This window comes from Novosphingobium sp. 550D (assembly GCF_057401885.1).
Map to the genome: position 1 here is coordinate 2,917,889 of NZ_CM171613.1, position 25,326 is coordinate 2,943,214.

Annotated in this window: 23 protein-coding genes; 11 read left to right on the plus strand and 12 right to left on the minus strand. The window is 61.9% G+C overall.

Annotated features, from left to right (window positions below):
* The first annotated feature begins 144 nt into the window (after positions 1 to 144).
* The gene (gene purS / locus AC2S2E_RS13865; protein WP_476103569.1) at positions 145 to 375 is read left to right on the plus strand and encodes a phosphoribosylformylglycinamidine synthase subunit PurS; all 231 of its coding nucleotides are present in this window, start codon (positions 145 to 147) and stop codon (positions 373 to 375) included.
* A 3-nt stretch (positions 376 to 378) separates the two neighbouring features.
* Positions 379 to 1,050 (plus strand): phosphoribosylformylglycinamidine synthase subunit PurQ, encoded by a 672-nt coding sequence (gene purQ, locus AC2S2E_RS13870; protein ID WP_486522752.1) that lies wholly within the window; start codon positions 379 to 381, stop codon positions 1,048 to 1,050.
* Between the two features lie 49 nt (positions 1,051 to 1,099).
* Here purQ and AC2S2E_RS13875 read toward each other — a convergent pair whose 3' ends face one another.
* The 3 genes from AC2S2E_RS13875 to glmU all read right to left on the minus strand — a co-directional run bounded on the left by AC2S2E_RS13875 (position 1,100) and on the right by glmU (position 6,919).
* Entirely contained in the window at positions 1,100 to 3,490 is a 2,391-nt protein-coding gene (locus AC2S2E_RS13875) for a putative bifunctional diguanylate cyclase/phosphodiesterase (protein ID WP_486522753.1), read from the minus strand.
* A gap of 142 nt (positions 3,491 to 3,632) precedes the next feature.
* On the minus strand, positions 3,633 to 5,456 hold the full coding sequence (glmS, locus tag AC2S2E_RS13880) for a glutamine--fructose-6-phosphate transaminase (isomerizing) (protein WP_476103564.1): 1,824 nt from the start codon (positions 5,454 to 5,456) through the stop codon (positions 3,633 to 3,635).
* Positions 5,457 to 5,554: 98 nt separating this feature from the next.
* Positions 5,555 to 6,919 carry a bifunctional UDP-N-acetylglucosamine diphosphorylase/glucosamine-1-phosphate N-acetyltransferase GlmU gene (glmU, locus tag AC2S2E_RS13885; RefSeq protein WP_486522754.1) on the minus strand — a complete coding sequence of 455 codons (1,365 nt, stop codon included), beginning with the start codon at positions 6,917 to 6,919 and terminating at the stop codon, positions 5,555 to 5,557.
* A gap of 60 nt (positions 6,920 to 6,979) precedes the next feature.
* Here glmU and AC2S2E_RS13890 point away from each other — a divergent pair, with 60 nt between their 5' ends.
* Positions 6,980 to 7,666: an HAD hydrolase-like protein gene (locus AC2S2E_RS13890; protein WP_486522755.1), complete on the plus strand. Its 687-nt coding sequence runs from the start codon at positions 6,980 to 6,982 to the stop codon at positions 7,664 to 7,666.
* Positions 7,663 to 8,355 (plus strand): aspartate/glutamate racemase family protein, encoded by a 693-nt coding sequence (locus tag AC2S2E_RS13895; RefSeq protein WP_486522756.1) that lies wholly within the window; start codon positions 7,663 to 7,665, stop codon positions 8,353 to 8,355. Before AC2S2E_RS13890 ends, AC2S2E_RS13895 begins: the two co-directional genes overlap by 4 nt.
* On the opposite strand, the gene AC2S2E_RS13900 is transcribed toward AC2S2E_RS13895, so the two are convergent.
* From AC2S2E_RS13900 to AC2S2E_RS13915, 4 genes are all read right to left on the minus strand, one after another.
* Complete coding sequence (locus AC2S2E_RS13900) at positions 8,352 to 8,624, minus strand: DUF2794 domain-containing protein (protein WP_486522757.1); 273 nt, start codon at positions 8,622 to 8,624, stop codon at positions 8,352 to 8,354. The two genes, AC2S2E_RS13895 and AC2S2E_RS13900, sit on opposite strands and share 4 nt — an antisense overlap.
* A gap of 99 nt (positions 8,625 to 8,723) precedes the next feature.
* A complete protein-coding gene (gene epsC, locus AC2S2E_RS13905; protein WP_486522758.1) occupies positions 8,724 to 9,416 on the minus strand; it encodes a serine O-acetyltransferase EpsC in 693 nt (230 codons plus the stop codon).
* Between the two features lie 73 nt (positions 9,417 to 9,489).
* The gene (locus tag AC2S2E_RS13910; protein ID WP_486522759.1) at positions 9,490 to 10,116 is read right to left on the minus strand and encodes a P-loop NTPase family protein; all 627 of its coding nucleotides are present in this window, start codon (positions 10,114 to 10,116) and stop codon (positions 9,490 to 9,492) included.
* Positions 10,117 to 10,122: 6 nt separating this feature from the next.
* A complete protein-coding gene (locus tag AC2S2E_RS13915; protein ID WP_486522760.1) occupies positions 10,123 to 11,439 on the minus strand; it encodes a heavy-metal-associated domain-containing protein in 1,317 nt (438 codons plus the stop codon).
* Between the two features lie 110 nt (positions 11,440 to 11,549).
* Between AC2S2E_RS13915 and purM the strand changes: the two genes are divergently transcribed.
* Together purM and purN are read left to right on the plus strand one after the other, a co-directional pair.
* Positions 11,550 to 12,659 carry a phosphoribosylformylglycinamidine cyclo-ligase gene (purM, locus tag AC2S2E_RS13920; protein WP_476103546.1) on the plus strand — a complete coding sequence of 370 codons (1,110 nt, stop codon included), beginning with the start codon at positions 11,550 to 11,552 and terminating at the stop codon, positions 12,657 to 12,659.
* On the plus strand, positions 12,652 to 13,605 hold the full coding sequence (gene purN / locus AC2S2E_RS13925) for a phosphoribosylglycinamide formyltransferase (protein ID WP_486522761.1): 954 nt from the start codon (positions 12,652 to 12,654) through the stop codon (positions 13,603 to 13,605). The genes purM and purN overlap by 8 nt, the downstream gene beginning before the upstream one ends.
* Here purN and AC2S2E_RS13930 read toward each other — a convergent pair.
* From AC2S2E_RS13930 to AC2S2E_RS13945, 4 genes are all read right to left on the minus strand, one after another.
* Positions 13,596 to 14,066, minus strand: coding sequence for a hypothetical protein (locus AC2S2E_RS13930; protein ID WP_486522762.1), 471 nt, complete (start codon positions 14,064 to 14,066; stop codon positions 13,596 to 13,598). The two genes, purN and AC2S2E_RS13930, sit on opposite strands and share 10 nt — an antisense overlap.
* 125 nt (positions 14,067 to 14,191) lie before the next feature.
* Positions 14,192 to 14,614 (minus strand): nucleoside-diphosphate kinase, encoded by a 423-nt coding sequence (ndk, locus tag AC2S2E_RS13935; RefSeq protein WP_168604587.1) that lies wholly within the window; start codon positions 14,612 to 14,614, stop codon positions 14,192 to 14,194.
* An 87-nt stretch (positions 14,615 to 14,701) separates the two neighbouring features.
* Positions 14,702 to 15,142 carry a DNA polymerase III subunit chi gene (locus AC2S2E_RS13940; RefSeq protein WP_476103539.1) on the minus strand — a complete coding sequence of 147 codons (441 nt, stop codon included), beginning with the start codon at positions 15,140 to 15,142 and terminating at the stop codon, positions 14,702 to 14,704.
* Positions 15,143 to 16,594 carry a leucyl aminopeptidase gene (locus AC2S2E_RS13945; RefSeq protein WP_486522763.1) on the minus strand — a complete coding sequence of 484 codons (1,452 nt, stop codon included), beginning with the start codon at positions 16,592 to 16,594 and terminating at the stop codon, positions 15,143 to 15,145.
* Positions 16,595 to 16,720: 126 nt separating this feature from the next.
* On the opposite strand from AC2S2E_RS13945, the gene AC2S2E_RS13950 reads away from it, so the two are divergent.
* From AC2S2E_RS13950 to rsmA, 4 genes are all read left to right on the plus strand, one after another.
* Positions 16,721 to 19,024, plus strand: a complete 2,304-nt coding sequence (locus AC2S2E_RS13950; protein WP_486522764.1) for an LPS-assembly protein LptD — start codon at positions 16,721 to 16,723, stop codon at positions 19,022 to 19,024.
* Positions 19,025 to 19,206: 182 nt separating this feature from the next.
* Entirely contained in the window at positions 19,207 to 20,655 is a 1,449-nt protein-coding gene (locus AC2S2E_RS13955; protein WP_486522765.1) for a peptidylprolyl isomerase, read from the plus strand.
* Positions 20,656 to 20,666: 11 nt separating this feature from the next.
* The gene (gene pdxA, locus AC2S2E_RS13960) at positions 20,667 to 21,686 is read left to right on the plus strand and encodes a 4-hydroxythreonine-4-phosphate dehydrogenase PdxA (RefSeq protein ID WP_486522766.1); all 1,020 of its coding nucleotides are present in this window, start codon (positions 20,667 to 20,669) and stop codon (positions 21,684 to 21,686) included.
* Positions 21,686 to 22,516, plus strand: coding sequence for a 16S rRNA (adenine(1518)-N(6)/adenine(1519)-N(6))-dimethyltransferase RsmA (gene rsmA / locus AC2S2E_RS13965; RefSeq protein ID WP_486522767.1), 831 nt, complete (start codon positions 21,686 to 21,688; stop codon positions 22,514 to 22,516). The genes pdxA and rsmA overlap by 1 nt, the downstream gene beginning before the upstream one ends.
* A gap of 50 nt (positions 22,517 to 22,566) precedes the next feature.
* Here rsmA and AC2S2E_RS13970 read toward each other — a convergent pair whose 3' ends face one another.
* Positions 22,567 to 24,720: a malate synthase G gene (locus tag AC2S2E_RS13970; RefSeq protein ID WP_486524608.1), complete on the minus strand. Its 2,154-nt coding sequence runs from the start codon at positions 24,718 to 24,720 to the stop codon at positions 22,567 to 22,569.
* A gap of 350 nt (positions 24,721 to 25,070) precedes the next feature.
* Between AC2S2E_RS13970 and AC2S2E_RS13975 the strand changes: the two genes are divergently transcribed.
* Positions 25,071 to 25,325, plus strand: a complete 255-nt coding sequence (locus tag AC2S2E_RS13975; RefSeq protein ID WP_486522768.1) for a hypothetical protein — start codon at positions 25,071 to 25,073, stop codon at positions 25,323 to 25,325.
* The last annotated feature ends 1 nt before the right edge of the window (position 25,326 follow it).

Consider the following 25,326-nt stretch of genomic DNA (forward strand, 5'->3'; position numbering starts at 1 on the left):
GGATGAGGGCTTTTTGAAGTCAAAAATGCCCTCTCCCCCTTGGCTTTTGCGCCATTGCGCGCCATAGGCGAGGCCGATTCCACCATGGCGCATCCCATGATGCGTCACACCAGAACTGTGCCATAACAGAAAGGCCGCCCAGCGATGAAAGTGCGCGTTTACGTCAGCCTCAAGAACGGGGTGCTCGATCCGCAGGGCCGCGCGATCCACCATGCCATCGAAGGTCTTGGCTTTTCGGGCGTTTCCGATGTCCGTGCCGGCCGTTTGATCGAACTGGAAGTGGACGAGACGGTCACCGATGCTGCGCTTGAAGAAATGGCGCAAAAACTGCTCGCCAATCAGGTGATCGAGAATTACCGCATCGAGAGGGTGTAACCCATGCGTTCGGCTGTCATCACCTTCCCCGGATCGAATTGCGACCGCGACATGGCGGTTGCCGTTGAACAGGTCTGCGGCGGCGAAGTCCATCGCGTGTGGCACGGCGACGCCGCCCTGCCCGAAGGTCTGGACTTCATCGCCCTTCCCGGCGGTTTTTCCTATGGCGACTATCTTCGCAGCGGCGCGATGGCGGCCCGCAGCCCGATCATGCGTGCCGTGATCGAGGCCGCAGGGCGCGGCGTCAAGGTACTGGGCGTGTGCAACGGCTTTCAGGTGCTGACCGAGGCAGGCCTGCTGCCCGGCGCGCTGATGCGCAATGCGGGCATCCGCTTTGTCTGCCGCGAAGTGAAGCTGACGGTGGAAAACAACACCTGCGCCTTCACGCACCGCTATTTCAAGGGTCAGACGATCACGATCCCCGTGGCGCATCACGACGGCAATTTCTTTGCCGATGACGCCACGTTGGACCGTCTGGAAGGCGAAGGCCGCGTAGCCTTCCGCTATGCCGAGGAAGTCAACGGTTCGGCCCGCAACATCGCCGGCGTCCTGAACGAAGGCGGCAATGTGCTGGGCATGATGCCGCACCCCGAACGCTTCATCGAAGCGGCGCAGGGCGGCATCGATGGCCGCGCGCTGTTCGAAGGTGTGACCAAGGCGCTGCTGAGCGCCTGATCCCCTTTGAGTTCCGATTGAAATGCCGACAGGGCGGGGTGACGAAAGGTCAGCCCGCCCTTTCTTCTTGGGCAGGAGGCGCAGCGCGCGTGCCGAACAGGTCCTGCACCTCATCCACGCTGCGTGCGCCGCCATAGGCCATACCTTGCAGACGGCGGCACCCCAACGAGCAGGCGATTTGCAGTTCCTCCGGCGTTTCCACGCCCTTGGCAATGGTGATCATTTCAAGGCTGTCGGCAATCGCGACGGCGGCGCGGATCATCGCCACGCTTTCCGCGTTACCGGACGCGGCCCCCTTCATCAGCGCACGGTCCAGCTTGATGGCGTCAAAACGCATCTCGCACAGGATCGAGATGGAGGCATGGCCCGCCCCGAAATCATCCAAAATTACCGAGCAACCCAGCGCCGTCAGACGTTCCAGCGTCGCACGCGCCTGTGCCGGGTCGCGCTGGAACACACTCTCGGTCACTTCCAATTCAAGCCGTTGCGGGGCAAGGCCGGAAATCGCCAGCGCCGTCACGACATGGTCGATAAACGCCGGGTCCAAGGCCTGACGATCCGAAACGTTGACCGAAACGTTCAGGTTTCCGGGCCATTGGGCGACCTGATGACAGGCCTCTTTCAACACCCATGACCCAATCGGCAGGCTCAAACGCGTGTCCTCGGCCAGCGACAGAAATCGATCCGGCGATACGCGGCCCAATTCGGGGCTGTTCCAGCGCAGGAGCGATTCAAAACCGACCAATCGCTCGCTGCCCGCATCGACGACGGGCTGATAAAAGAGTTCGAATTCCTGCTCCTCCACGGCCGAACGCAGGGCTTCCTCCAGCCATGCGCGGGCTTCGGCCTCGGCGCGCAAGGCCTCGTCATAGGCCGAATGCATGCCCCGCCCGTTGCGCTTGGCCCGATAGAGCGCAAAATCGGCGTTGCGCATCAGCGCGGGCACGCTGCCACCGTCGCCGGGGCCAAAGGCCGAACCGACCGACGCGCCGATCGACAATTCGTGACCGTCGACATAATAGGGCTTGGACAGATCTTCGATGATCGCCTGCGCCAGACGCGCCACCAGCGCACGCTCGTTGGCCTGACGCAGCACGACGCAGAATTCATCGCCGCCCAGACGCCCGCACAGCGAATTGGGCGTCATCAGGACCTTCAGACGCTCGGCAACCTGGCTGAGCAATTGATCGCCGACAGGATGGCCCAGCGTGTCATTGACCGCCTTGAACCGGTCAAGGTCGATCATCAGGAACGCGCATTGCCCATCCCCGTCGCGCACCGCGACCAACGCATTTTCCAGCGCGTCAATCACCATCATGCGATTGGGCAATCCGGTCAGCGTATCATAACGCGCCAGATAGGCGATCTTCTCACTGGTTTCCTGCTGTTCCGTCACATCGGAGGCAACGCCGCGAAAACCAAGGAAATTGCCCAGATCATCATGGCGTGGTGCGCCGGAAAGCGACCAATAGCGCCGCGTGCCCTGCACCATCACCCGGACCAAAAGGTTCGAGAAACTCTCACGCGCCTCGAGCTTTTCCTCCAGCTCCTTGATCCCCGGCGCACCGGCGCGATCAACGCCCCGCCCTTCGGCAGAGCGACCTTCGCCGCCCGGCCCGGACAAGAGCGAGAGGAAACCGGCCCCATCAATATCGGCACGCGCCATGCCCATCGCTTCGGCAAAACGGTCCGAGACGGCACGAACCCGGCGCTGCGCATCGGTCTGCCACAGCCAGTCAGCCTCATCCTCGTCAAATTCGCGCAGGAGCAGGCTTACCACCTCATTGCGTTCGGCCATACCCGCAGCGGCCAGATGCGAGGACAGAAAATGACGCGAGGCCTCAATCGTGCCCAGCGCAATCGAGGCAACAAACAGCGCCGCAACCCCCGCCATGCCCGGTTGCAACAGCGTGAAGAAACCAACGACAGAACCACAGCCGACAATGGTCGAAAACAACAGTGTCGATAAAGGAACCGTCGGCACAATCACCGCCGAAACCGTCATCAACATGGCCAGCACGGTCCAATATTCATACCGCAGGTGCATCGGCGAATAGGGCACAAAAAACACCAAAGGCGCGGCCCAGACCAGCGCGTTGATGATCGTGCCCAGTGCCTGACGGCGAAACTCACTGCTGGTCATGCGGCGGCGGTCGGCGTCGCTCAACTGCCCTTCGTTACGGATGCTATAGGTTAAGGACGCGCACAGCGCCCCCAACCAGCCGCCGATCAACGGATGGCCAACATAGGGAAAAAACAGCAGCACCGAGACGACAGCGGCCAGCGCCTGTGTCCAAATCCGCGCCCGCGCCACCAGCGCCAGTTGCGAATATTGCAGCCCGCGCAGCCGCGACCATTCCTCGGTGCCATGCCCGGACAGGCCCAGCACCGACCAGATGCTAAGTTCGCCAATTGTGGTGGAGGAATTCAACTGGTTCATCGCGTGGAAGATTACGCTTCAATGCCTATCACCATGTGTAATGAAAATGGTGAATGGCGCGTAAACCAATTGGCAACAGGCAAATAAAAAGGAGAGAGGGCACGCAGCATTCCTGCGGCCCTCTCTCCCAGATTTCTGCCGATTATTCGACCGTCACCGACTTTGCCAAATTGCGAGGCTGGTCCACATCGGTACCCTTAACGCAGGCCACGTGATAGGCCAGAAGCTGAACCGGCACCGCGTAAACCAAAGGCGCGATCAGGGGGTGGACCGAGGGCATCTCGATCGTGGCCATACAGCCCTCGCCTGCCTCGGCCAGACCTTCGGCATCCGAGATCAGGACGATCTTGCCGCCGCGTGCGCGGACCTCCTGCATGTTCGAAACGGTCTTTTCGAACAGAGGACCGGACGGCGCGATCACGATGACCGGCACATGTTCGTCGATCAGGGCGATAGGGCCATGCTTCATCTCACCGCTGGCATAGCCTTCGGCGTGGATATAGCTGATTTCCTTGAGCTTGAGCGCGCCTTCAAGCGCCAGCGGATAGTCCTGGCCACGGCCCAGATAGAGCACGTCGCGAGCAGGCGCGATAAGATGGGCCATCGCCGCAATCGCATCGTCATAGGCCAGCGCCGCGTTCAAAGCCGAGGGCGTTTCAATCAGATGACGCACCACAAGGCGCTCTTCATCGCGCGTCATGCGCCCACGCTTGACCGCCAGATGCGCGGCCAGAGCGGCCAGAACGGCAAGCTGGCACGTAAACGCCTTGGTCGAGGCCACACCGATTTCCGGCCCGGCATGCGTGGGCAGCAACAGATCCGCCTCACGCGCCATCGAACTGGTGGGCACGTTAACCACGACCGCAATCGTCTGGCCATTGGCCTTGCAATGGCGCAGCGCCGCCAGCGTGTCGGCGGTTTCGCCAGACTGGCTGATAAAGATCGCCAAACCGCCCGGCTCCAGCACCGGATCGCGATAGCGGAATTCCGATGCCACATCGATGTCGACCGGCAGACGGGCGAAATGCTCGAACCAGTACTTTGCCACCAGCCCCGCGTAGAAAGACGTGCCGCAAGCCACGATTGTCACGCGCTTGATCGCCGACAGGTCGAAATCGATCTGCGGCAAGGCCACGCTTTCATCATCACGGCGCACATAGCTTTGCAGCGTCTGCGCCACGACGGTGGGCTGATCGTAGATTTCCTTCTGCATGAAGTGGCGGAAATTACCCTTTTCCACCGCTGCGGCCGAAGCGCCCGAGGCCACAATCGCGCGCGTGACGGGATTGTTGTCCTTGTCGTAAATCTCCACCCCTTCACGGCGGATGACGACCCAATCGCCTTCCTCCAGATAGGTGATCCGCTGCGTTAAAGGCGCCAGAGCCAGCGCGTCGGACCCCAGATAGGTCTCACCATCGCCATAGCCCAGCACCAGCGGCGAACCCAGACGCGCCCCAATCAGCATCTCGGGATGTTCACGGAACGCGATGGCCAAAGCAAAGGCCCCGCGCAATTGCGGCAGCGCGGCCTTGACGGCGTCCACCGGCGACAGCCCGCCTTCAACCAGATCCGACACCAGATGGGCTACCACCTCGGTATCGGTTTCCGATTCAAACACGCGGCCCTTGGCCTGCAACGCTTCGCGCAAAGGGCGGAAGTTCTCGATAATGCCATTGTGGACCAGCGCCAGCTTTTCCGTGGCATGGGGGTGCGCATTGGCCGCCGTGGGCGCGCCATGCGTGGCCCAGCGCGTGTGGGCGATGCCCACCAGACCGGGCGCAGGATTGACGGCCAATTCCTTGACAAGGTTCATCAATTTGCCCGGCGCGCGACGGCGGATCAATTCGCCATCATGCACCGTACAAACGCCCGCCGAGTCATAACCGCGATATTCCATGCGGCGCAAACCATCGACCAGACGATCCGCCACTTCTTCCTTGCCGACAATGCCGATAATGCCGCACATATGTTCAGCCGCCCCTTATCCATGTTATGCCGGGGCAAGCCCGGTCCGATCCGTATAACCCTATAAGGGCAAAACGCTTTCCAGCCGATTAAGCGGGATTAGCCCTGCTTTTCGGCCTTTTTCTTCTTCATCGCGTCGTGGAAACGGTCCGCCCAACCGGGCTTGACCATCTGTTCGCCGCGCACCAGTCGCAATTCGCCATCACCAACGTCGCGCGAAACGGCGCTGCCGGCGGCAACAATGGCGTCCTTGCCGATCTTGACCGGGGCGATCAACGCGCTGTTCGAACCGATGAAGGCGCGCTCGCCAATGATGGTCTTGTATTTGAAATAGCCGTCATAATTGCAGGTGATCGTGCCCGCGCCCAGATTGGCGCCCGCCCCGACCTCTGCGTCCCCGACATAGGAAAGGTGGTTGACCTTGGCCCCCTCGCCCACAACGGCCTTCTTGATTTCAACGAAATTGCCGATCTTGGCCTTGGCGCGGATGTCCGCTCCGGGGCGCAGACGGGCATAGGGGCCAAGCTGGGCCTTGGCCCCAACGCTGGCGCCTTCCAGATGGCTGAAAGCGTGGATTGTGACGTGATCGGCCACGGTGACGCCGGGGCCAAACACGACATTGGGTTCGATCAACACATCGCGGCCAACCTGCGTGTCCCAACTGAACCACACCGTTTCGGGCGCGATCAGCGTGGCGCCATCGGCCATCGCTTTGGCGCGGCGGCGATCCTGCCACCGGCGTTCGGCATCGGCCAGTTCGGCGCGGCTGTTGATCCCGGCCACTTCGTCCGGGTCCGCCGTCACCACGACCGCCGCACGATCCCCATCGGCCAGCGCTATGTTCACAATATCGGGCAGATAATATTCGCCCTGCGCATTATCATTGCCCACCCGCGCCAGCAGCGCGAACAGATCACCCGAATGCGCCGCCAACAGGCCGGAATTGCACAGCTTCGTCGCACGCTCGGCCTCGGTCGCGTCCTTGAACTCCACCATCTTCACAATGGCATCGCCCTCGGCAATCACCCGGCCATAGGCCAGCGCATCGTCCGGCTCAAAGCCCAGCACAACCACCTTGGGCGCATCTTCGGCGTGCAGCCGCGCAATCATCGAGCGCATCGTTTCGGCGGTGACAAAGGGCACATCGCCGTACAGCACCAACACATCGCCATCAAAATCGGCCAGCGCATCCTGCGCCATCTGCACCGCATGGGCTGTACCATGCTGCGGGTCCTGCACCGCAATGGTCGCCCGCGCGCCCAATGCCTTTTCCAGTTGATTGCGCCCATGGCCCGCCACCACCACCTGACGCGCCGGCGACAGATCCGCCGCGCTGGCCAGCAGATGCTCCAGCATCGGCCTCCCGGCGATGGGGTGCAACACCTTGTGAGTGTCGCTTTTCATGCGGGTCCCCTTGCCCGCGGCAAGGACAACGACGGCGAGCGGTGTCGGAATATTTGTCATATCGCCCCCATGCCAGCAAATCCTTGCAGATTCCATACGGACACGGCAACGACATCAATCATGCACAATTTTCCTTTCGATATCGTCGGCTTTGACCTTGATGGCACGCTGATCGACAGCAAACTCGACCTTGGCATCGCTCTCAATCACGCATTGGAACAGGGCGGGTTTCAGGCCGTTCCCCTTGACCTGATTCCCCGCCTTGTGGGCGGGGGCATGCGGGTGCTGATGGAGCGGGCGCTGGCGGTTCAGGATGTGACGCTGGACGACGTTGGGCTGACGGCACTGGCCGCCGAACTGGTGCGATATTACGAGAACAATATTGCCGTCCATTCACGCCTGTTTCCGGGCGGGGCGGACATGCTCGACGATCTGGACGCGCGCGGGGTCAAGATCGCCGTCGTCACCAACAAGATGGAGCATCTGGCGCGTAAATTGTTTGGCGAACTGGGGCTGACCGATCGGTTCTATACGATCATCGGTGGCGACACGCTGGGTCCGGGGCGGCAAAAGCCTTTGCCCGACCTTTTGCATCTGATGGTCGAGCGGTCTGGCCTTGATGCGCCGCGCACCGCCTATATCGGCGACACCCATTTCGACACGGGCGCGGCGCAGGCGGCCCAAATCCCCTGCGTCATCTGCCGCTTTGGCTTCAATCAGGGACAGACCGACCACCTTGGCGCGGATGCGGTGATTGATCATTTCGACGCTCTGGTGCCTGCACTGCTGGATCTGGGCGGGCGATGAAGAGCCTCGGCCTGATCGGCGGGATGAGCTGGGAGAGTTCGGCCCACTATTACCGCCTGATCAATGAAGGCGTGCGCGCCGCGCGTGGCTCCTCGGCCTCAGCAAAATGCATCCTGTGGTCTTTTGATTTTTCCGAAATCGCGGCCCTGCAACATGCCGGGGACTGGGCCGGTCTATCGGTGCGTATGGTCGATGCGGCAAAGGCCCTTGAACGCGCCGGGGCGCAGGCCCTGGTGATCTGCACCAACACGATGCATTTGCTGGCCCCCGATATAGAGGCAGCCTGCACCCTGCCCCTGCTCCACATCGCCGATCCGGCGGCAAGGGCGGCCTTGGCGCTGGGCGCGCGGCGGGTGGGGTTGATCGGCACGGCTTTCACAATGGAACAACCCTTCCTGCGCGACAGGCTGGCCAGCCACGGGCTGGACGTCATCGTGCCAGAGACCGAGGACCGGGCCGAGATCCACCGCATCATCTATGACGAACTGATCGCGGGCATCATCTCGCCCGCCTCGCGCGCCATTTATCGCGACATCCTGCACCGTTTGGCGCAAAAAGGGGCCGAGACTATCATCCTTGGCTGTACCGAAATCATGCTGCTGGTCGATGGTAGCGACAGCCCGGTGCCCTTGCTCGACACGACCACGCTTCACGCGGCGGCGGCGGTGGAATGGGCGCTGTCCGATTAACCCTCGACGATCTTGACCAAACGCCGCTCAAGAATGCTCAGAACCCCTGCCAGTTCATGGCCACGCTTCAACACCTGACCCGCTTCGCCATAGAGCGCCCACATGCCCTGCTTCCCGCGCAGCGAGGGACGTTTTTCTATCCGCGCCTGCGGCCTTTCGGCGCTGCGCTTAAAGGCGGAAAAGCTGGCGGCATCCTTGCCGAAATCCATCGCGTAATCGCGCCACTGCCCCGCCGCGACCATCCGGCCATAGAGGTCGAGAATGCGCATCAATTCGGCCCGATCAAATGCCACCTGCAAAACAGGCCGCGGAAAAGCGACAATCACTGGCGGTTGGTCAGACTTTCCCGCAGGCTCCATCAGGCCGTTTTACCCCTTGGTTCCATCATGCATTTCGGTGGCACGCAGCAGATCGTTCACCTGCTTGCGCAAGGATGCCACTTCGGTCTCCAACGTGCAAATGCGGCCCACCGCAGGCTCGGCATCGGCGCAAGGTTCCTTGCAGGGCGTGCCATAGGGGATGAAATCCTTGACCCATGTTTCGGCGGCCACAACGGTGCTGCGTGCCTTGACGCCCACCATGGTGGCGCCTTCGGGCACGTCATCGGTCACAACCGCATTGGCGCCCACGCGCGCACGGCGCCCCACCGTGATCGGCCCAAGGATTTGCGCGCCCGAACCGATGATGCTGTCATCCGACAGGGTCGGGTGACGCTTGCCACCAATGCCATTGGCCGGATTGGTCCCTCCCAATGTCACACATTGATAGATCGTCACATTGTTGCCAATCTCGGCGGTTTCACCGATCACGGTAAAGCCATGATCGATGAACAGATGTTTGCCGATGGTCGCGCCGGGATGAATATCGATCGATGTAAAGAACCGCGAAAGATGGTTCACCGCACGCGCCAGAAAGAACAGCCGCGCCCGGAACAGAGCATGAGCCACGCGGTGAAAACCCACCGCCCACAGACCGGGATAGAGCAACACTTCCCAACGCGAACGCGGCGCAGGGTCGCGCGCGACGATCGAATCCAGATAGGCGATCAGTCCAGAAACCATCCCTCAAAATCCCTTACCCGCCGCAGGCGTTCCTGCGCCCCGGCCTTATCGCTATGCCTTACAACATACGCGTTCAGGCCGGACCATTCAACTCCTCCAGAGCATCCCGCAAGATGGCCTGTCCGGGGGGCGCCTTGCGCTCCAGAGAAAGCCGATCGATGGTCGCCACCAGACGTTCGGCTGCGATATGGGTACGTTCACATCGGCTTGCAAGATAGCGGGCGTGATCATCCGTCAAAGGCAGCAGGCGCGTTTCGGCATGGGCCGAAATAAGGTCCGCCATCATCTCATCATCGGGCGCTTCAATATCCAGCCACAGCGCCGCACCCATGCGCGATCCCAGATCGGGCAGAGTGATCTTCCACCCACCCTCACGCGCCGTCGTGGTCAGCAGCAGAGGCGTCTTTTCCTCCTGCGCACGGTTCCAGCGGTGAAAAACGGCGGTCTCATCCATCTGATCGGCATCATCCAGCGCCACGCCGCCGCTTTCGGCAAACCACGCCGCCAGCAGGCTCTTACCCGAACGCGGCGGCCCCGAAAGAATGGCGGTGCGAAACGGCCAACTGTCGGGCGCGGACAGCGCAGCGATAGCCGACGCATTGCCTTCCCCCACGACGATACGCGCCGCGCTTGGCGACTGGTCCGGGGCCAGCGGCAGTGCGAACTGGCTGGGGGCGTTTTTCTGCATAATTTTGCTCATAAATCTCTATCGGCGGATGCGCAGCGCGGCACCTGCCACGCTGACCTGCCACCCGGCCTTGCGCAAAGCCGCCGCCAGGGCGTCGGCATTGCCGTTAAACTGTGCGCGCATCACCGAAGTTCCGCCAATCGCAATCGAGGTTGTGGCCGCATTATCAACGCCGGCCACGCCGCGCACCGCCGCCAGCGCCTGATCAACGGCGCGGGCATCGGGCGAGGCGAATTGAATGCTCAGAGCCGTTCCGCCCGGCTTTGGCGCGACGACAGGCGCGGCGGCGGCCATTTCGGCGGCGGCGGCATCATCGGCGGCGCGTTCGGCGGCGGCCTGCGCCTGCGCGGCGGCCTCGGCGGCCCGACCTGCGTTGATGAGCGAGGCCAGACCCGGTTCCATCGTGGGATGATCAACCGACAGCGTCGGGTCGGGCCGCAGCAAGCCTTTGGAAAGCGCGTCAGTATAAATCTGATCCATCCGCGCCAGAGCCTGAGCCAACATGGCGGGCACGCCGCCATCATCGGGCGCGGTCAATTCAAACGAACCCAGCGCAAGATTGTCGGGACCATAACGCGCGGTAAAAAAGCCCTTCACCGGACCGCCGGGCCATTGCCGCTCCAACCGGGCGGCGGGGATCAACACATCCGACGCACCGAATTGATCCAGAACGCCCCGCCACCAGACGCGGCTGCGCCGCCCCGGTTGCCCCGCGTTGATGATCAGCGAATCGGCACCGCCGCCATTGGCGCGGACATAATCGATGGCGCTGGCCCCGGTGCGATATTCGGCCCAGACCTTTTGCCAAGGGCTGCGCACTTCAAACACTTGCCCCACGCCGCCCGAATAAAGCAGCGGAATGACCAGCATCGGGGCCGAACGAATGGCGACTCCGCCATTGCCCGCGCCATATTGGCCCGCGCGCCCGCGATCAAAGGCGATGACCAATTTCGCCCGATAGCGATGCGGGCCGATTTCTTCGCTTTCCACGACAACACCGGCCACGATGCTCTCAATCGTGCCAGCGTCCAGCGCAGGGCCATGCGCGGCGGCCCATGCCTTCTTATAGGCATCGCGCCAGCCATTCATCTTGGCGTCCTGCGCGTTCTTGCCGGTGGCATCGACCTCGATATTGCCGATTTCGATATCGTTGGTGGCGACAACCGGAGCAATCCCGCGATCCCCCTCGATCTGGGCGATCAGGCGCGCCGGATCGACAAAGGCCAACCCGCCCGCCAGCAAAACCGCCGCCGCCAACGCGCCGCGCGCCACGAAATGGCGGGGAAAAAGCGCGCTCAGCCTGCGCGGTGCGAAAAGATTTGCCGGATTTGTCATGTTCAAGCGCCGCTATTGCCCAATCGGGCATGGAAATCCAAGCAGGAAAGCGCTAGGCGCCCGCGAAACATATTTTCCAACCGTGATTTCTTCGATAGCGAGCAAGGCCCATGACCGACACCAACGCCTCTGGCCCCACCAATTACACCTATGAAGACGCGGGCGTATCGATTGCCGCGGGCAATGCGCTGGTCAAGGCGATCGGCCCTCTGGCCAAGAGCACGCGCCGTCCGGGCGCGGACGCTGATCTGGGCGGCTTTGGCGGTTTCTTTGACCTGAAGGCTGCGGGCTACAAGGACCCGCTGCTGGTGGCGGGCAATGACGGCGTGGGCACCAAGGTGAAACTTGCCATCGACCATGACCGCCATGACAAGATCGGCATCGACCTTGTTGCCATGTGCGTCAACGACCTGATCGTTCAGGGTGCCGAGCCTTTGTTCTTCCTTGACTATTTCGCCACGGGTAAGCTGGAAAACGGCGTGGCCGAGCGCGTGATCGCCGGGATTGCCGAAGGCTGCCGCATCGCAGGCTGCGCGCTGATCGGGGGCGAAACGGCCGAAATGCCGGGCATGTATGCGGCCGGTGACTATGACCTTGCCGGTTTCTGCGTCGGCGCGGTGGAACGCGGTGAACAACTGACGGGCGACCGGGTTGCGGCGGGCGATGTGCTGCTGGGTCTGGCCTCGTCGGGCGTGCATTCCAACGGCTATTCGCTGGTGCGCCGTCTGGCCGCCGACAAGGGGTGGAAGCTGGAGCGCCCTGCCCTGTTTGATGCGGACCGCCTGCTGATCGACTATCTGATCGAGCCGACTCGCATTTATGTGAAGACGCTGCTGCCCTTCATCCGTTCGGGCCGCATCAATGCGCTGGCGCATATTACGGGCGGCGGTTTGCTGGAAAACGTACCCCGCGTGCTGCCCGAAGGTCTGCATGCCTTTATCGACGCCGATAGCTGGGAACAGAGCCGGTTGATGGCCTTCCTTCAGGCGCAGGGCAATATCGAGCCGGGCGAAATGGCGCGCACGTTCAACTGCGGCATCGGCATGGTTCTGGCGGTCAAGCCGGAGGAAGCCGAAGCTCTGGCCGCCGATCTGACGGCGGCAGGCGAAACGGTTTCGCGCATCGGCGAAATCCGCGAAGGCGCGCGCGGCTGCACCGTTTCAGGCAGCGCCGAGGCATGGAGCGCCCGCGAAGCATGGACCGCGACGCACAATGCATAAAGCCAAGGTCGCCGTTCTGATTTCCGGGGGCGGCACGAATATGGCCGCGCTGCTCTATGCGAGCCGCGCACCTGAGTGCCCTTTTGAAATCGTGCTGGTGGCCAGCAATAATCCAGAGGCAGGCGGCCTGAAACTGGCCGCCGCCGAGGGCGTGCCGACCTTTGCCCTGCCGCACAAGGGCATGGCGCGGGCCGATCACGACATGGCGATGGATGCGGCGATTCGCGCATCGGGCGCAGAATATGTCGCGCTGGCGGGCTATATGCGCATCCTGACGGCGGAATTCGTCGCGGGCTGGGCGGGACGGATGCTCAATATCCACCCCTCGTTGCTGCCCAAATACAAAGGGTTGCACACCCATGAGCGCGCCATCGAAGCGGGCGACAGCCATGGCGGTGTGACGGTCCATCTGGTGACGCCCGAACTGGATGACGGGCCGATTCTGGGCCAGACGCGCGTGGCCATCATTCCCGGTGATACGGCTGATACTCTGGCCGGACGCGTGTTGTTTGCCGAGCATCAGCTTTATGCCCGTTGCCTCGCCGAACTGGTCACCCGGCCCTATCGCGCGGACTGGCTGCTGGCGCAGGTGTCGCAACTGGCCGCCGCCCTGCCCGAAGTGGAGGCGCGCGAGAGCCATGGCGCACCCGCATGGTCGATCAAGGGCGGCAAATTCTTCGCCTATTTCAATGATCAGCATCACGGCGAACCCCACATCGCACTGCTGGTCAAAACCAGCGGCCAGGATGAGATGAACGCCCTGATCGATGCCGATCCCGATGCGTGGTTCCGCCCCGCCTATTATGGCGCGAGCGGATGGGCTGGCCTTATCCTCAACCGCGCCGATCTCGATTGGGATCAGGTGGGCGAGTGGCTGGCGCGAAGCTGGCGGTCGGTGGCGCCTAAGAAGCTCACCAAGCTGATGGATGTGGCGGATCAGTTCTGAACGGGGGTGGAGGGGCGATCCTGACAGATGATCTTCGATCCCTCCAGTCGGACCACGGCATTCTCTCCAACGGCCAGAGGCTCCTTCAAATCGGTATAGCGGGTGCGGATTGTAAAGATGACCGGCCCCGCCAAATCGCAACGAGCGCCCTTGCCCACAGCGGCACACATGGCTTGGGCACGCTTGAATTCGCTGACCGCACTATCATTCGAAGGAATAACGCCCATGGAGGTGGTAAAAGTGTCTCCAACCATGAATGCCTGAAATGAATATTGCGTATGGATATACACCGGTTCCTTGACCGATGCGCCATATCGGTCGGTGGAAATTTCAAGCTTCAAAGGCGCGGCGATCCGTTGACAGAATGTGCCGGTTGCCGGCGCCGTTTCTGCCGCGAGCGTCTCGACCTGAAAGGACGAGATTGCGGCAAGGCTTGCCAGAACCATAGAAAACCGCCGCATTCATCCGCCCCCTCAATAAGTGTATAATTTTCAAGGCATCGTCGGGCGGCCAGATGATGTCAATAAAAAACCGCCGGAAGAGCCAAACCCCTCCAGCGGTCTTTTCAGCCTAAAAAAAGTCAGAATTACCCGACGATTTCTTCCGGCTTGAAGAAGTAGGCGATTTCGATCGCGGCGTTTTCTTCGCTGTCCGAACCGTGGACCGAGTTGGCTTCGATCGATTCGGCCAGTTCCTTGCGGATGGTGCCGGCGTCAGCGTTGGCGGGGTTGGTGGCGCCCATGATGTCGCGGTTGCGCTTCACGGCGTCTTCGCCTTCCAGAACCTGAACCACGACCGGGCCCGAGATCATGAACGAGACGAGGTCGTTGAAGAAGGGGCGCTCGGCGTGAACGGCATAGAAGCCTTCGGCCTGTTCCTTGGTCATCTGGATGCGCTTGGACGCAACGACGCGCAGGCCGGCTTCTTCCAGCATCTTGGTGACGGCGCCGGTCAGGTTGCGGCGGGTGGCGTCGGGCTTGATGATCGAGAAGGTGCGGGTAAGCGCCATGGTGAATTCCTTGCGTAGGGTTGCTGGGCTTTACGCCCTGTTGCGCGGCCCACTAGCCGTTCGTGCGGGCTCCTGCAAGGGTGACCATCAGCCTGCTTGCGTCCATTTTCGCCCTTCGCGGCGAAAGAAGCGGCAGGCCCAGCCTTCGCGTCCTTTTAAAAGACGCCATGTGTCGCGCGCGGCCATGCGTTCCGCTTCGCCAAAGACGAGGAGGACGCGGTCGAAATCCCCCTCGCCCGGTTCACGCCACACCCCATCGGCCAGCGCCAGAAAGCGCGCTCCATTGGCCGGGACCACATCATCGGCAATCAGGATAGGCTGGCGCGCATCATGCTCGCCCCCGGCAATGCCATTGGCAAGGAAGCTTTCCGCCCCCGCGCTCCATAGCGCCGCCGAGAGTTTTTCCCGCGCCCCGGCCTCTCCGGCCACCACCAGCAGGCGGCCGCCCGTCTCCAGCACCTTGCCCGCCAAGGGGGCAAGGGCCAGTTCCGGGCCGCCCGATTCCAGCAGGTAGAAGTCGGCCTGCATTTATTCCGCTTCACGCACCAAGGCGTCGAGCAGGCGCACGCCAAAGCCGGTCGCGCCCTTTTCCCAGGTCGCGCCCGCCTTGTCGGTCCACACCGTACCGGCGATGTCGAGATGCGCCCAAGGCGTGCCCTTGTCGATATAGCGAGCAAGGAATTGGGCCGCGGTGATCGAACCGCCGAAACGGCTGCCCACATTCTTCATGTCGGCAATCGGGCTGTCGATCATCTTGTCGTAAACCGCGCCCATCGGCATGCGCCACAACTTGTCACCCGTGGCCAGACCGACCTTGGTCAGATCAGCGGCCAGAGCGTCGTCATTCGAGAACAGGCCCGCATATTCATGGGCAAGGCTCATGATGATTGCGCCGGTCAGCGTGGCAAGGTCGATGATCTTGGCGGGCTTATATTCGCGCTGAACAAAGGTCAGAGCGTCGCACAGGACAAGGCGGCCTTCGGCATCGGTGTTGATGACCTCGATCGTCTGACCCGACATCGACGTCACGACGTCACCGGGACGCTGGGCATTGCCGTCGGGCATGTTTTCAACCAACCCAAGGATGCCGACAACATTCAGCTTCGCCTTGCGACGGGCGATGGTCAGCATGGCGCCCGAAACCGCGCCTGCGCCGCCCATGTCCCACTTCATGTCTTCCATGCCCGCGCCGGGCTTCAGGCTGATGCCGCCGCTGTCAAAGGTCACGCCCTTGCCCACAAAGGCCAGCGGGGCCACGCCCGCTTCTCCGCCGCGCCAATCCAGCACGACAAGACGCGGCGGACGCGCCGACCCCTGTGCGACGCCCAGCAGGGAACCCATGCCCAGCGCGCGCATTTCCTTTTCGTCCAGAACGCGGATGTCCACGCCGGTGCCCGCAAAGCGCTGGCGCACGCGTTCAACAAAGCTTTCGGGGTAAAGCACATTAGCCGGTTCAGTGACCAGTTCGCGGGTGAATTCGACACCCTCGGCAATCAGCGTGGCCGCGTCCCATGCCGCCTGCGCGCCTTCGGCGGCGTTGGTGACGATCACTTCCTCAAGGCTGGCCTTTTCCTCGTCCTTCAACGTGGTGCGATACGAATCCTGTTTCCACAGGCGCAAACGCAATGCCAGGAGAACCGAGGCAAGATCGTCCGCCGAAAGACCGGTGGCATCAACCAACAATTGCGTCGCGCCCGACGTACGATATTTGGCGGCCAAGGCGCCCCCGGCCTTTTCCAGCGATGCGCGGCGGTCATCGGCATCCGCGGCCCCCGCGCCGACCAGCGCCAGACGGCTGACCACACCATCGATTTCGGCAAAACCTTCGAACAATTGCCCCGCACGCCCGGCAAAGCGAGCAGCTTTGGCCCCGGCGACGATGACGGCGGGCTGGCCCTCTTCCCATCCTTCGACGCCCACGACACGGGCGACCGGTGCTTTGACGGATGCGGGCGGGCTGGCGAGGAATGTGACGATCATGGGGTACTCCTTGCAGGCCGGTCGGGCGGCCCCGAAAAAAATATCATGGTGCGATGCGGTGGATCGATGTCAATCTCATCGCCTTCATGGATTGCAGTTAGGCATCCCCTCTGCGATAGGCAAGCCATGCCTGCGCTTATTGGGCCTGTTGCGCCCCTTACCAAACCGAACCTTTCCATTGTCCTGCGTCATATGGCGCCCTGGGCGGCATTATGCGTCGCGTTGGCGGCGGACCCGACATGGGCCGCATCGATGCGCGATGTTATCGATGGCCCGGATGCATCCGCGTCCGGCCCGGTCAATGATTTGCCCCCGCGCAAACAATATGACGAAAACAAGATCGATTTTGCCGCCGATCAGGTGGAATATAACGATCAGACCGACATCGTCGTCGCATCGGGCAATGTCTTTCTGCGCCGGGGCGAACAAACCGTGCGCGCCAACACCGTCCGCTGGAACCGCAAGACCGGCCAGATCATGGCGCAGGGCCAATTGCGCGTCGTTGATGCCAATGGCAACGAATTGCTCACCGACCAGATGGAGTTGAGCGAGGATCTGAGCGTTGGGCTGACGCATAACATGCTGATGCTGATGCGCGAAGGCGGGCGTCTGGCGGCCAATGAAGGTCGGCGCGATCCCAACGGCCATTATATCCTGACCCAGGCGGCCTATACCGGATGCGACGTGGTGGACAGCAAGGGGTGCGAGAAAAAGCCGATCTGGAAGGTAACCGCGCGCCACGTCGAATATGATCCCGACAAGCAGCTGGTCCGGTTCAAGGGGGCACGGCTTTCGCTGTTTGGCGCATCGATTGTGCCTTTGCCCAGCCTTCAGGTGGCCACCGACGGGCGGCCCCTGCCCGGTTTTCTGGTGCCTGATTTCCGCACGTCGGCCTCGAACGGCGTTGAATTTTCCAGCACTTATTACGCGCGCCTTGCCAACAATCGCGATCTCGCGGTGACGGGCACGGTGTTTTCCAAGGCCAACCCCATGGCCAAGGTGCATTACCGCGAATTGGACGACAAGGGCGCGTTCCAGATCACAGGCTATATCACGCGCTCGGCGGCGACCGACGTTTCGGGCACCAACACGCGCCAAAAATGGCGTGGATATTTCGACGCCAATGGCAAATATCAGCTTTCGACCAACTGGAGCCTGGATTTTTCGGGCCGGTTCGCGTCGGACCGCACGTTCCTGCGTCGTTACTACATTTCCTCGGACGACACGCTTCGTTCGACCATCAACCTCGAGAGGATCGGCGAAAAGTCTTATTTCTCGATCTCGGGTTGGGCGTTTCAGAACCTGCGCGCCACAGGCACACAGGGCGCGGTCCCGGTGGCATTGCCGATGATCGATTATCGCCGCCGGTTTAATGAAAACCTGCTGGGCGGCAAGATCGAGGTGCGGGCCAATTCTTTGGCCATCACCCGCAGCGCAGGGCAGGACATGCAGCGCGCCTTTACCAGCGTGGAATGGAACCTGCGCAAAATGACCCCGATGGGTCAGGTCATTACGCTGACCGCGGTGGGCCGGGGCGACGTCTATCATTCCAGCGACAATTATTTGACCAGCACTGCCATCTATCGCGGTAACTCCGGATGGCAGAGCCGCGCATCGGCCGCGGCGGCCATTGACATCACTTGGCCCTTGGTGGGTCCGGCCTTTGGCGGCACGCAGGTTCTGACCCCGCATGTGCAGGTGGTGGCAGCGCCCCCGACACGCAATTTCGCCATCCCCAACGAGGATGCGCGCGCCATCGAGCTTGAAGACGTCAACCTCTTCGCCCTCAACCGCTTTCCCGGTTACGACCGGATCGAGGATGGCAACCGCGTCACCTATGGCATGGAATGGCGGCTGGAACGCCCGCAATGGCGTATCAACGCCAATGTCGGCCAATCCTATCGTCTGAGCAGCGAGCCGACGCTCCTGCCCCCCGGCACAGGATTGTCGGATCGCATGTCGGACGTCGTCGGGCGCACCGAAATCCGTTATCGCGATTTCTTCAAGATCACCCATCGCTATCGTCTGGACCACGATACATTCGTGTTCCGCCGCAACGAAGTGGACGCGGCGCTGGGCAGCGACACGACCTATCTTGAGGTCGGCTATGCCCGATTGAACCGCAATATCAGGACCGGCACCGAAGATCTGGTCGACAGCAACGAATTGCGCACTGCCGGGCGAATCGCCTTTGCGCGTTTCTGGTCGGTGTTCGGTTCGGGCGTATTCGATCTTTCGGACAAAAGCCTGCTGGCCAACACCAGCACGTCCTCGTTCCAACCCTTGCGCACAAGGTTTGGCGTGTCGTTCCAATCGGACTGTTTCCAATTCGATCTGAACTGGCGCCGGGACTATGTCACCATCGGTGACGCTGTGCGTGGCAGCAGCTTTGAATTGCGCTTTTCGCTGCGCAATCTGGGTTTCCGGTAAAGGACGTCAAGCATCTGTTGGCAGGGCCAGACAAAGGCGCTATCGCCTGCGCCCATGGCAAGGTCGCCGGCCCCGAAATGCGGCCCGATATGCGGCCATATCGTCATTGATGCAGCCTGGGTTCAGCCCGGGTCGTTCATAAATGTGACGACAAGAACAGGATCGAGCGCAAGGTTATGGTGGTGACGAAAAAGGCAGCAACTGGATCGGGCAATATGGGCGCCAAGGCGCTCGGCTCCATGGCGCGTTACGGGGCGCTGGCCGGCCTGTCTCTGGCGCTGGCGGCACAGGGTTTTGCGCAAAGTCCGACCCGCACCCGCGCGCAGCGGCCCGCCGCCGCCCCCAAACCCGCCGCCCCGGCCCAGCCAGCAGCAGCGCCGACCGCCGCCGACCCGTTCGGCATTGGCCAGAACGTGACGATGCTGGGCAAAGACAACCCGAACATGCGTCGCGCCACGGCCATCGTGAACGGTGACATCATTACCGGCACCGACGTCAATCAACGTCTTGCCCTGATTCTGGCCGCCAATGGCGGCAAGGTCGCGCCCGAGGAAGTCGAACGCCTTCGCGCGCAGGTTTTGCGCAACCTGATCGACGAAACGCTGCAAATTCAGGAAGCCAAGAACGCCGACATCAAGATCGATGAAGGCGAAGTCGAAGGCACCTATGCCCGCGTCGCACAGGAAAATTTCAAGCAGGAACCGGCCGCGCTCGACGCCTATCTGGCGCGCATCGGTTCGTCGCCCAATTCGCTCAAGCGTCAGATCCGCGGCGAAATGGCTTGGAACCGCGTGCTGCGCCGCAATGTTCAGCCTTTCGTCAATGTCAGCCAGCAGGAAGTCAAGGAACTGCTGGAGCGCATGAAGGCATCGAAGGGCACCGAGGAATATCGCCTTGGTGAAATCTATCTGTCGGCCACGCCCGACAGCCGCTCGATCGTGGCCGAAAATGCCCAGCGCATCATGACCCAGTTGAAGGAAGGCGGCAGCTTTGCCGCCTATGCCCGCCAATATTCCGAAGCCTCGACCAAGGCGGTGGGCGGCGATCTGGGCTGGATCCGTCTGGCGCAATTGCCCACCGAACTGGCGGCGTCGGCGCGTGAAATGCAGACGGGCCAGCTGGTCGGCCCAATTGAAATGCGCGGCGGCTTTTCGATCCTGTATCTGATCGACAAGCGTCAGGTGCTGACGGCCGATCCGCGCGATGCGGTGCTTGCGCTCAAGCAGATCACGCTGACCCTGCCCGCCAGCATCACGGAAGCCGACGCGAACAAAAAGATCGACGAATTCTCGACCGCGATCAAGGCGTCGAAGGGTTGCGGCGGTGTCGATGCGGTGGCCGGCAAGCTGGGCGCACAGGTTGTTGCCAATGACCAGATCCGCGCCCGTGATCTGCCCGCCCCGCTGCAACAATCGTTGCTGGCGCTCTCGCTGGGCGAAACCACGCCGCCGTTTGGTTCGGTTCAGGAAGGCATCCGTATGCTGATGCTGTGCGGCCGTGACGACCCCAAGGCGGCCAGCGGTCCTTCGTTCGAAGAATTGATGTCGCAGATGGAAGAAGACCGCGTCAACAAGCGCGCGCAAATGTACATGCGCGACCTTCGCCGCGACGCGATCATCGAGTATAACTGAGGATAGATATCGTGGCCCAAGCAATCCTTCCATTGGCCGTTTCGCTGGGCGATCCGGCCGGTGTGGGGCCGGAACTGATCGCGGCGGCATGGTTTGCCCGTCGCGTCCATGCTCTGCCGGCCTTTTGCGCGGTGGGCGGGGCCGGTTTGCTGGCATCGGCGGCGCGGGCGCGTGGGTTGGACGTTCCGGTCCGCCGCGTCGAATCGCTGGATGAAGCCGCACAGGTTTATGACAGCGCGCTGCCCGTTCTGGGCGATTTTGACGGTGAATATCGCCCCGGTGCGCCCGATCGCGAAGGCGCAATGTTGGCCTTTGAAAGCTTGAAGCAGGCCGCCGCTTTGGCCGTTTCGGGCCAGGCGGGCGCCTTGATGACCGGGCCGATTGCCAAATCGCGTTTGGCCGAGGTCGGCTTCAACTATCCGGGGCAAACCGAATTTGTCGCCGCCGCATCGGGCGTAGAGGCCGAAGATGCGGTGATGATGCTGGCCGGGCCGAATTTGCGCACGGTGCCGCTGACGGTTCACGTCGCGCTTTCGGCGGTGCCGGGGCTGATTACACAGGATCTGATCCTGCGCCGTTCGCGCATTGTGGCGCGGGCGTTGATGCAGGATTTCGGTCTGAAATCGCCGCGCATCGCGATCGCCGCGCTTAACCCCCATGCGGGTGAGGACGGGCGTTTCGGTGACGAGGATCAGCGGATCGTCGCCCCCGCCATCGAACAATTGCGCGCCGAGGGCATCGATGCCTCTGGCCCTCATGCCTCCGATGGCATGTTTGCCGCGCGCAGCCGGGCCGGTTTCGACGTCGCCATCTGCATGTATCACGATCAGGCGCTGATCCCGTTGAAGGCGCTGGATTTCGACCACGGCGTCAATATCACGCTGGGCTTGCCTATCATTCGCACATCGCCCGATCACGGCACAGCCTTCCCCATCGCGGGCAAGGGGCAGGCCAATGTCGGGGCGACGGTTTCCGCGCTGCGCCTTGCCGCCGAATGTGCGCGCAGCCGCGCCGTCAAAGTTCCCGCCTGATGAGCCTGCCTGAATTGCCGCCTCTGCGTGAGGTGATCAACGCGCATGGCCTGTTCGCCAGCAAGGCGCTGGGTCAGAACTTCCTGTTCGACGAACAATTGCTATCCCGCATCGCCGCCATTCCCGGCAACCTTAAGGGGCAGAATGTTCTGGAGGTTGGCCCCGGCCCCGGTGGCCTGACGCGCGCCCTGCTGCGCGCCGGGGCCAAGGTGACGGCCATCGAAATGGACAAGCGCTGCATGGCGCCGCTGGGCGAATTGGCCGAGGCGTTTCCGGGGCAATTAACGGTGATCGAGGGCGATGCGCTCAAGATCGACCATGCCAGCCTGTTTGATGGCGAACCTTACGCGATCCTTGCCAACCTGCCCTATAATGTCGGGACGGCGCTGTTCACGGGTTGGCTATCGGGAGAGGTATGGCCGCCGCGCTGGACGTCGCTGACGCTGATGTTCCAGTTGGAAGTGGCCGAACGTATCGTGGCCCAATCGGCCAGCGATGCCTTCGGGCGTCTGGCCGTGCTGAGCCAATGGCGCGCCGCGCCCAAGATCGCGATGAAGGTCCATCGCAGCGCCTTTACCCCGCCGCCCAAGGTTATGAGCGCGATCATCCATGTCAAACCCGGCGATATGCCCGAAGGCGTGTCGGCCCGGATGCTGGAACGCGTGACCGAGGCCGCCTTTGGCCAGCGGCGCAAGATGCTGCGGCAAAGCCTGAAAGGGCTGCCCGGTGCGCTCGATGCCCTTGAAACGCTGGGCATTGACCCGGCCCGCCGCGCCGAAACCTTGAGCGTGGCCGAGTTCGTCAGCATCGCCAAAGTGTTGAGCGCATAAGAAAACCCCCCGGAGGATAAGCTCCGGGGGTTTCATTTTACAACCAAACGTTACGCGACCGCTTCGGGAACGCGCATCGCGGCCTTCTTCTTCAAACGCCATGCGTGTAGCAGAGGCTCGGTATAACCGCTGGGCTGTTCAACACCGTTAAACACCAGATCGCAGGCGGCGCGGAAGGCATAGCTTTCCTCCCAACGCCCGGCCATCGGTTCATAGAGAGGATCGCCCGCATTCTGCGCATCGACCTTGGCGGCCATGCGTTTCAGCGAATCCATGACCTGCTCGGCGGTGGCGACGCCATGCAGCAACCAGTTGGCCATATGCTGGCTGGAAATGCGCAGGGTGGCGCGGTCTTCCATCAGGCCGACGTCATTGATGTCGGGAACCTTGGAACAACCGACGCCCTGATCGATCCAGCGCACGACATAGCCCAGCAAGCCTTGCGCATTATTGTCCAGTTCCTCGGTCACGTCCTGCGCCGAAAAATTGGTGCCCAGTGCCAAAGGAATCGTCAGCAAAGGCTCCAGACCGGGGACAGGCTGCTGCGCAATGTCACGCTGACGGGCAAAGACGTCGAGCCCGTGATAATGCGTCGCGTGCAGCGTCGCCGCCGTTGGCGAAGGCACCCAGGCGGTGTTGGCGCCTGCCATCGGATGGCCGATCTTCTGCTCCAGCATATCGCGCATCCGATCAGGCGCAGCCCACATGCCTTTGCCAATCTGCGCCTTGCCCGACAGGCCGCTGGCCAAACCGATGCCAACATTGCGCGCCTCATAGGCCGCGATCCATGCCGAAGCCTTGATGGCATTTTTGCGAATAACGGGGCCAGCCTGCATCGAGGTATGGATTTCGTCACCCGTGCGATCAAGAAAGCCGGTGTTGATGAAAACGATCCGCTCCTTCACCGCCGCAATACAGGCGGCAAGGTTGGCGCTGGTCCGGCGTTCTTCATCCATCACGCCGACCTTGATCGTGTGACGCTTCAGACCCAGCAGATCCTCAACGGCGTTGAACAGGTCGTTGGTGAAAGCGACTTCTTCCGGCCCGTGCATCTTGGGCTTGACGATATAGATCGAACCCTTGCGGCTGTTGCGATGGCGGCCAAGGCCCGCCAGATCCTGCATGCCAATCGCGCTGGTGATGACGGCGTCCATGACGCCTTCGGGGATTTCATGCCCGTCAGGCAACAGGATCGCCGGATTGGTCATCAGATGGCCGACATTGCGGATGAACAGCAGGCTGCGCCCGGCCAGCGTCAGATCACCACCGTCCAGCGCCGTCCATTTCCGATCCGCCGCCAATTCGCGATGCAGGATCTTGCCGCCCTTTTCAAAGCTTTCGGTCAGATCGCCCCGCATCAGGCCCAGCCAGTTGGTATAAGCGGCAATCTTGTCCTCGGCATCGACGGCGGCGATCGAATCCTCAAGGTCGCAGATCGTGGTCAGCGCCGATTCGAGGATAATGTCGCTGATCCCGGCCTTGTCGGTCGCGCCGATGACATGGGTGTGGTCGATCACGATCTCGATATGCAGGCCGTTGTTGACCAGCAAGAGCGCGCCCTTATGCCCATCGCCGCGACGGGCAACCAATTGTTCCGGGCGGGCCAGCGAAGGCAGCGGGCGTTCGGGGCTGATACCTTCCCATTCGGTCCACGAACCTTCGGCCAAGGGGACCGCCGAATCGAGGAAAGCCCGCCCAGCCGCAATCACCGCCGAGCCGCGTTCGACATCATAGCCACCCTTCTTGGCCGCCGGAGCGTCCAAAGCATCGGTGCCGTAATAGGCGTCATACAGGCTGCCCCAGCGCGCATTCGCGGCATTGAGCAGGAAGCGGGCGTTGAGCACAGGCACGACCAGTTGTGGCCCGGCCATCGTGGCAATTTCCGGGTCGACATTGCCCGTGGTGATGGCAAAGGGCGCCGGTTCGGGGACGATATAGCCAATGGCGCGCAGGAAGGCCTCATATTCGGCCGTATCCACCGCAACCTTGCCACGCGCGCGGTGCCAGCCGTCAATCGCGGCCTGAAGTTCATCACGGCGGTTCAGCAGCGCGCGATTGCGCGGGGCGAATTCACCCAGCAATGCGGCAAAGCCCGACCAGAAATGCGACGCATCCAGCCCCAGAGGCGGCAAAACCCGATTTTCGACGAAGAGGGCCAGATCGCCATCAACCTGGAGGCCGGCCCGGTCCTGATACTTGCTCATCATTACTCACCCTCATCCAAAACGCCGCGCAGGGAAAAGCCTGAACGACGGACGGCATGCGTGTCGAACGCATGACATATATGAACTCCGGGGAGGAGAGACAGACGGACTTATGCCTTATGCCGGCAATCTTGGCAACGCCCTTGTGTCGGCGCTGATCGCGGCCGCGTCATTTTCGCACGCGCCCGCGCCTTTATACGAAAGGGACGCTCTATTTGTCCCAAAGGCGGACAAGTCATGGTTAATGGCCATTTAACCTCTCTTGCACCGAATACGTGTTTTGCCCAATTAGGTCTCAGGCCGAAACGGACATTCGCCTGCACCGGTACGGCACATCAGAGGTATGGCTTATGTGGCAAAAAATCGCCCGACTCTTCGTCATCAAGACACGCACCGAAGCGTTTCTGGTCATCTTTGCCTTGGCCAATGGCGCGGTTCAGCGTGGACAGGTTTACCTCACCCAATATCCCGGTTTTGGCGGCAAGCTGCTGTTTCTGGCCTGTACGGGATCGGTGTTCATGGCGGGCGCCAAAATTCTGGATTGCATCAAGCATGAAGCGCCCAAGCAGCAAGCGGAAATGACGCCTGAACTGGCCAAGGCCTGAT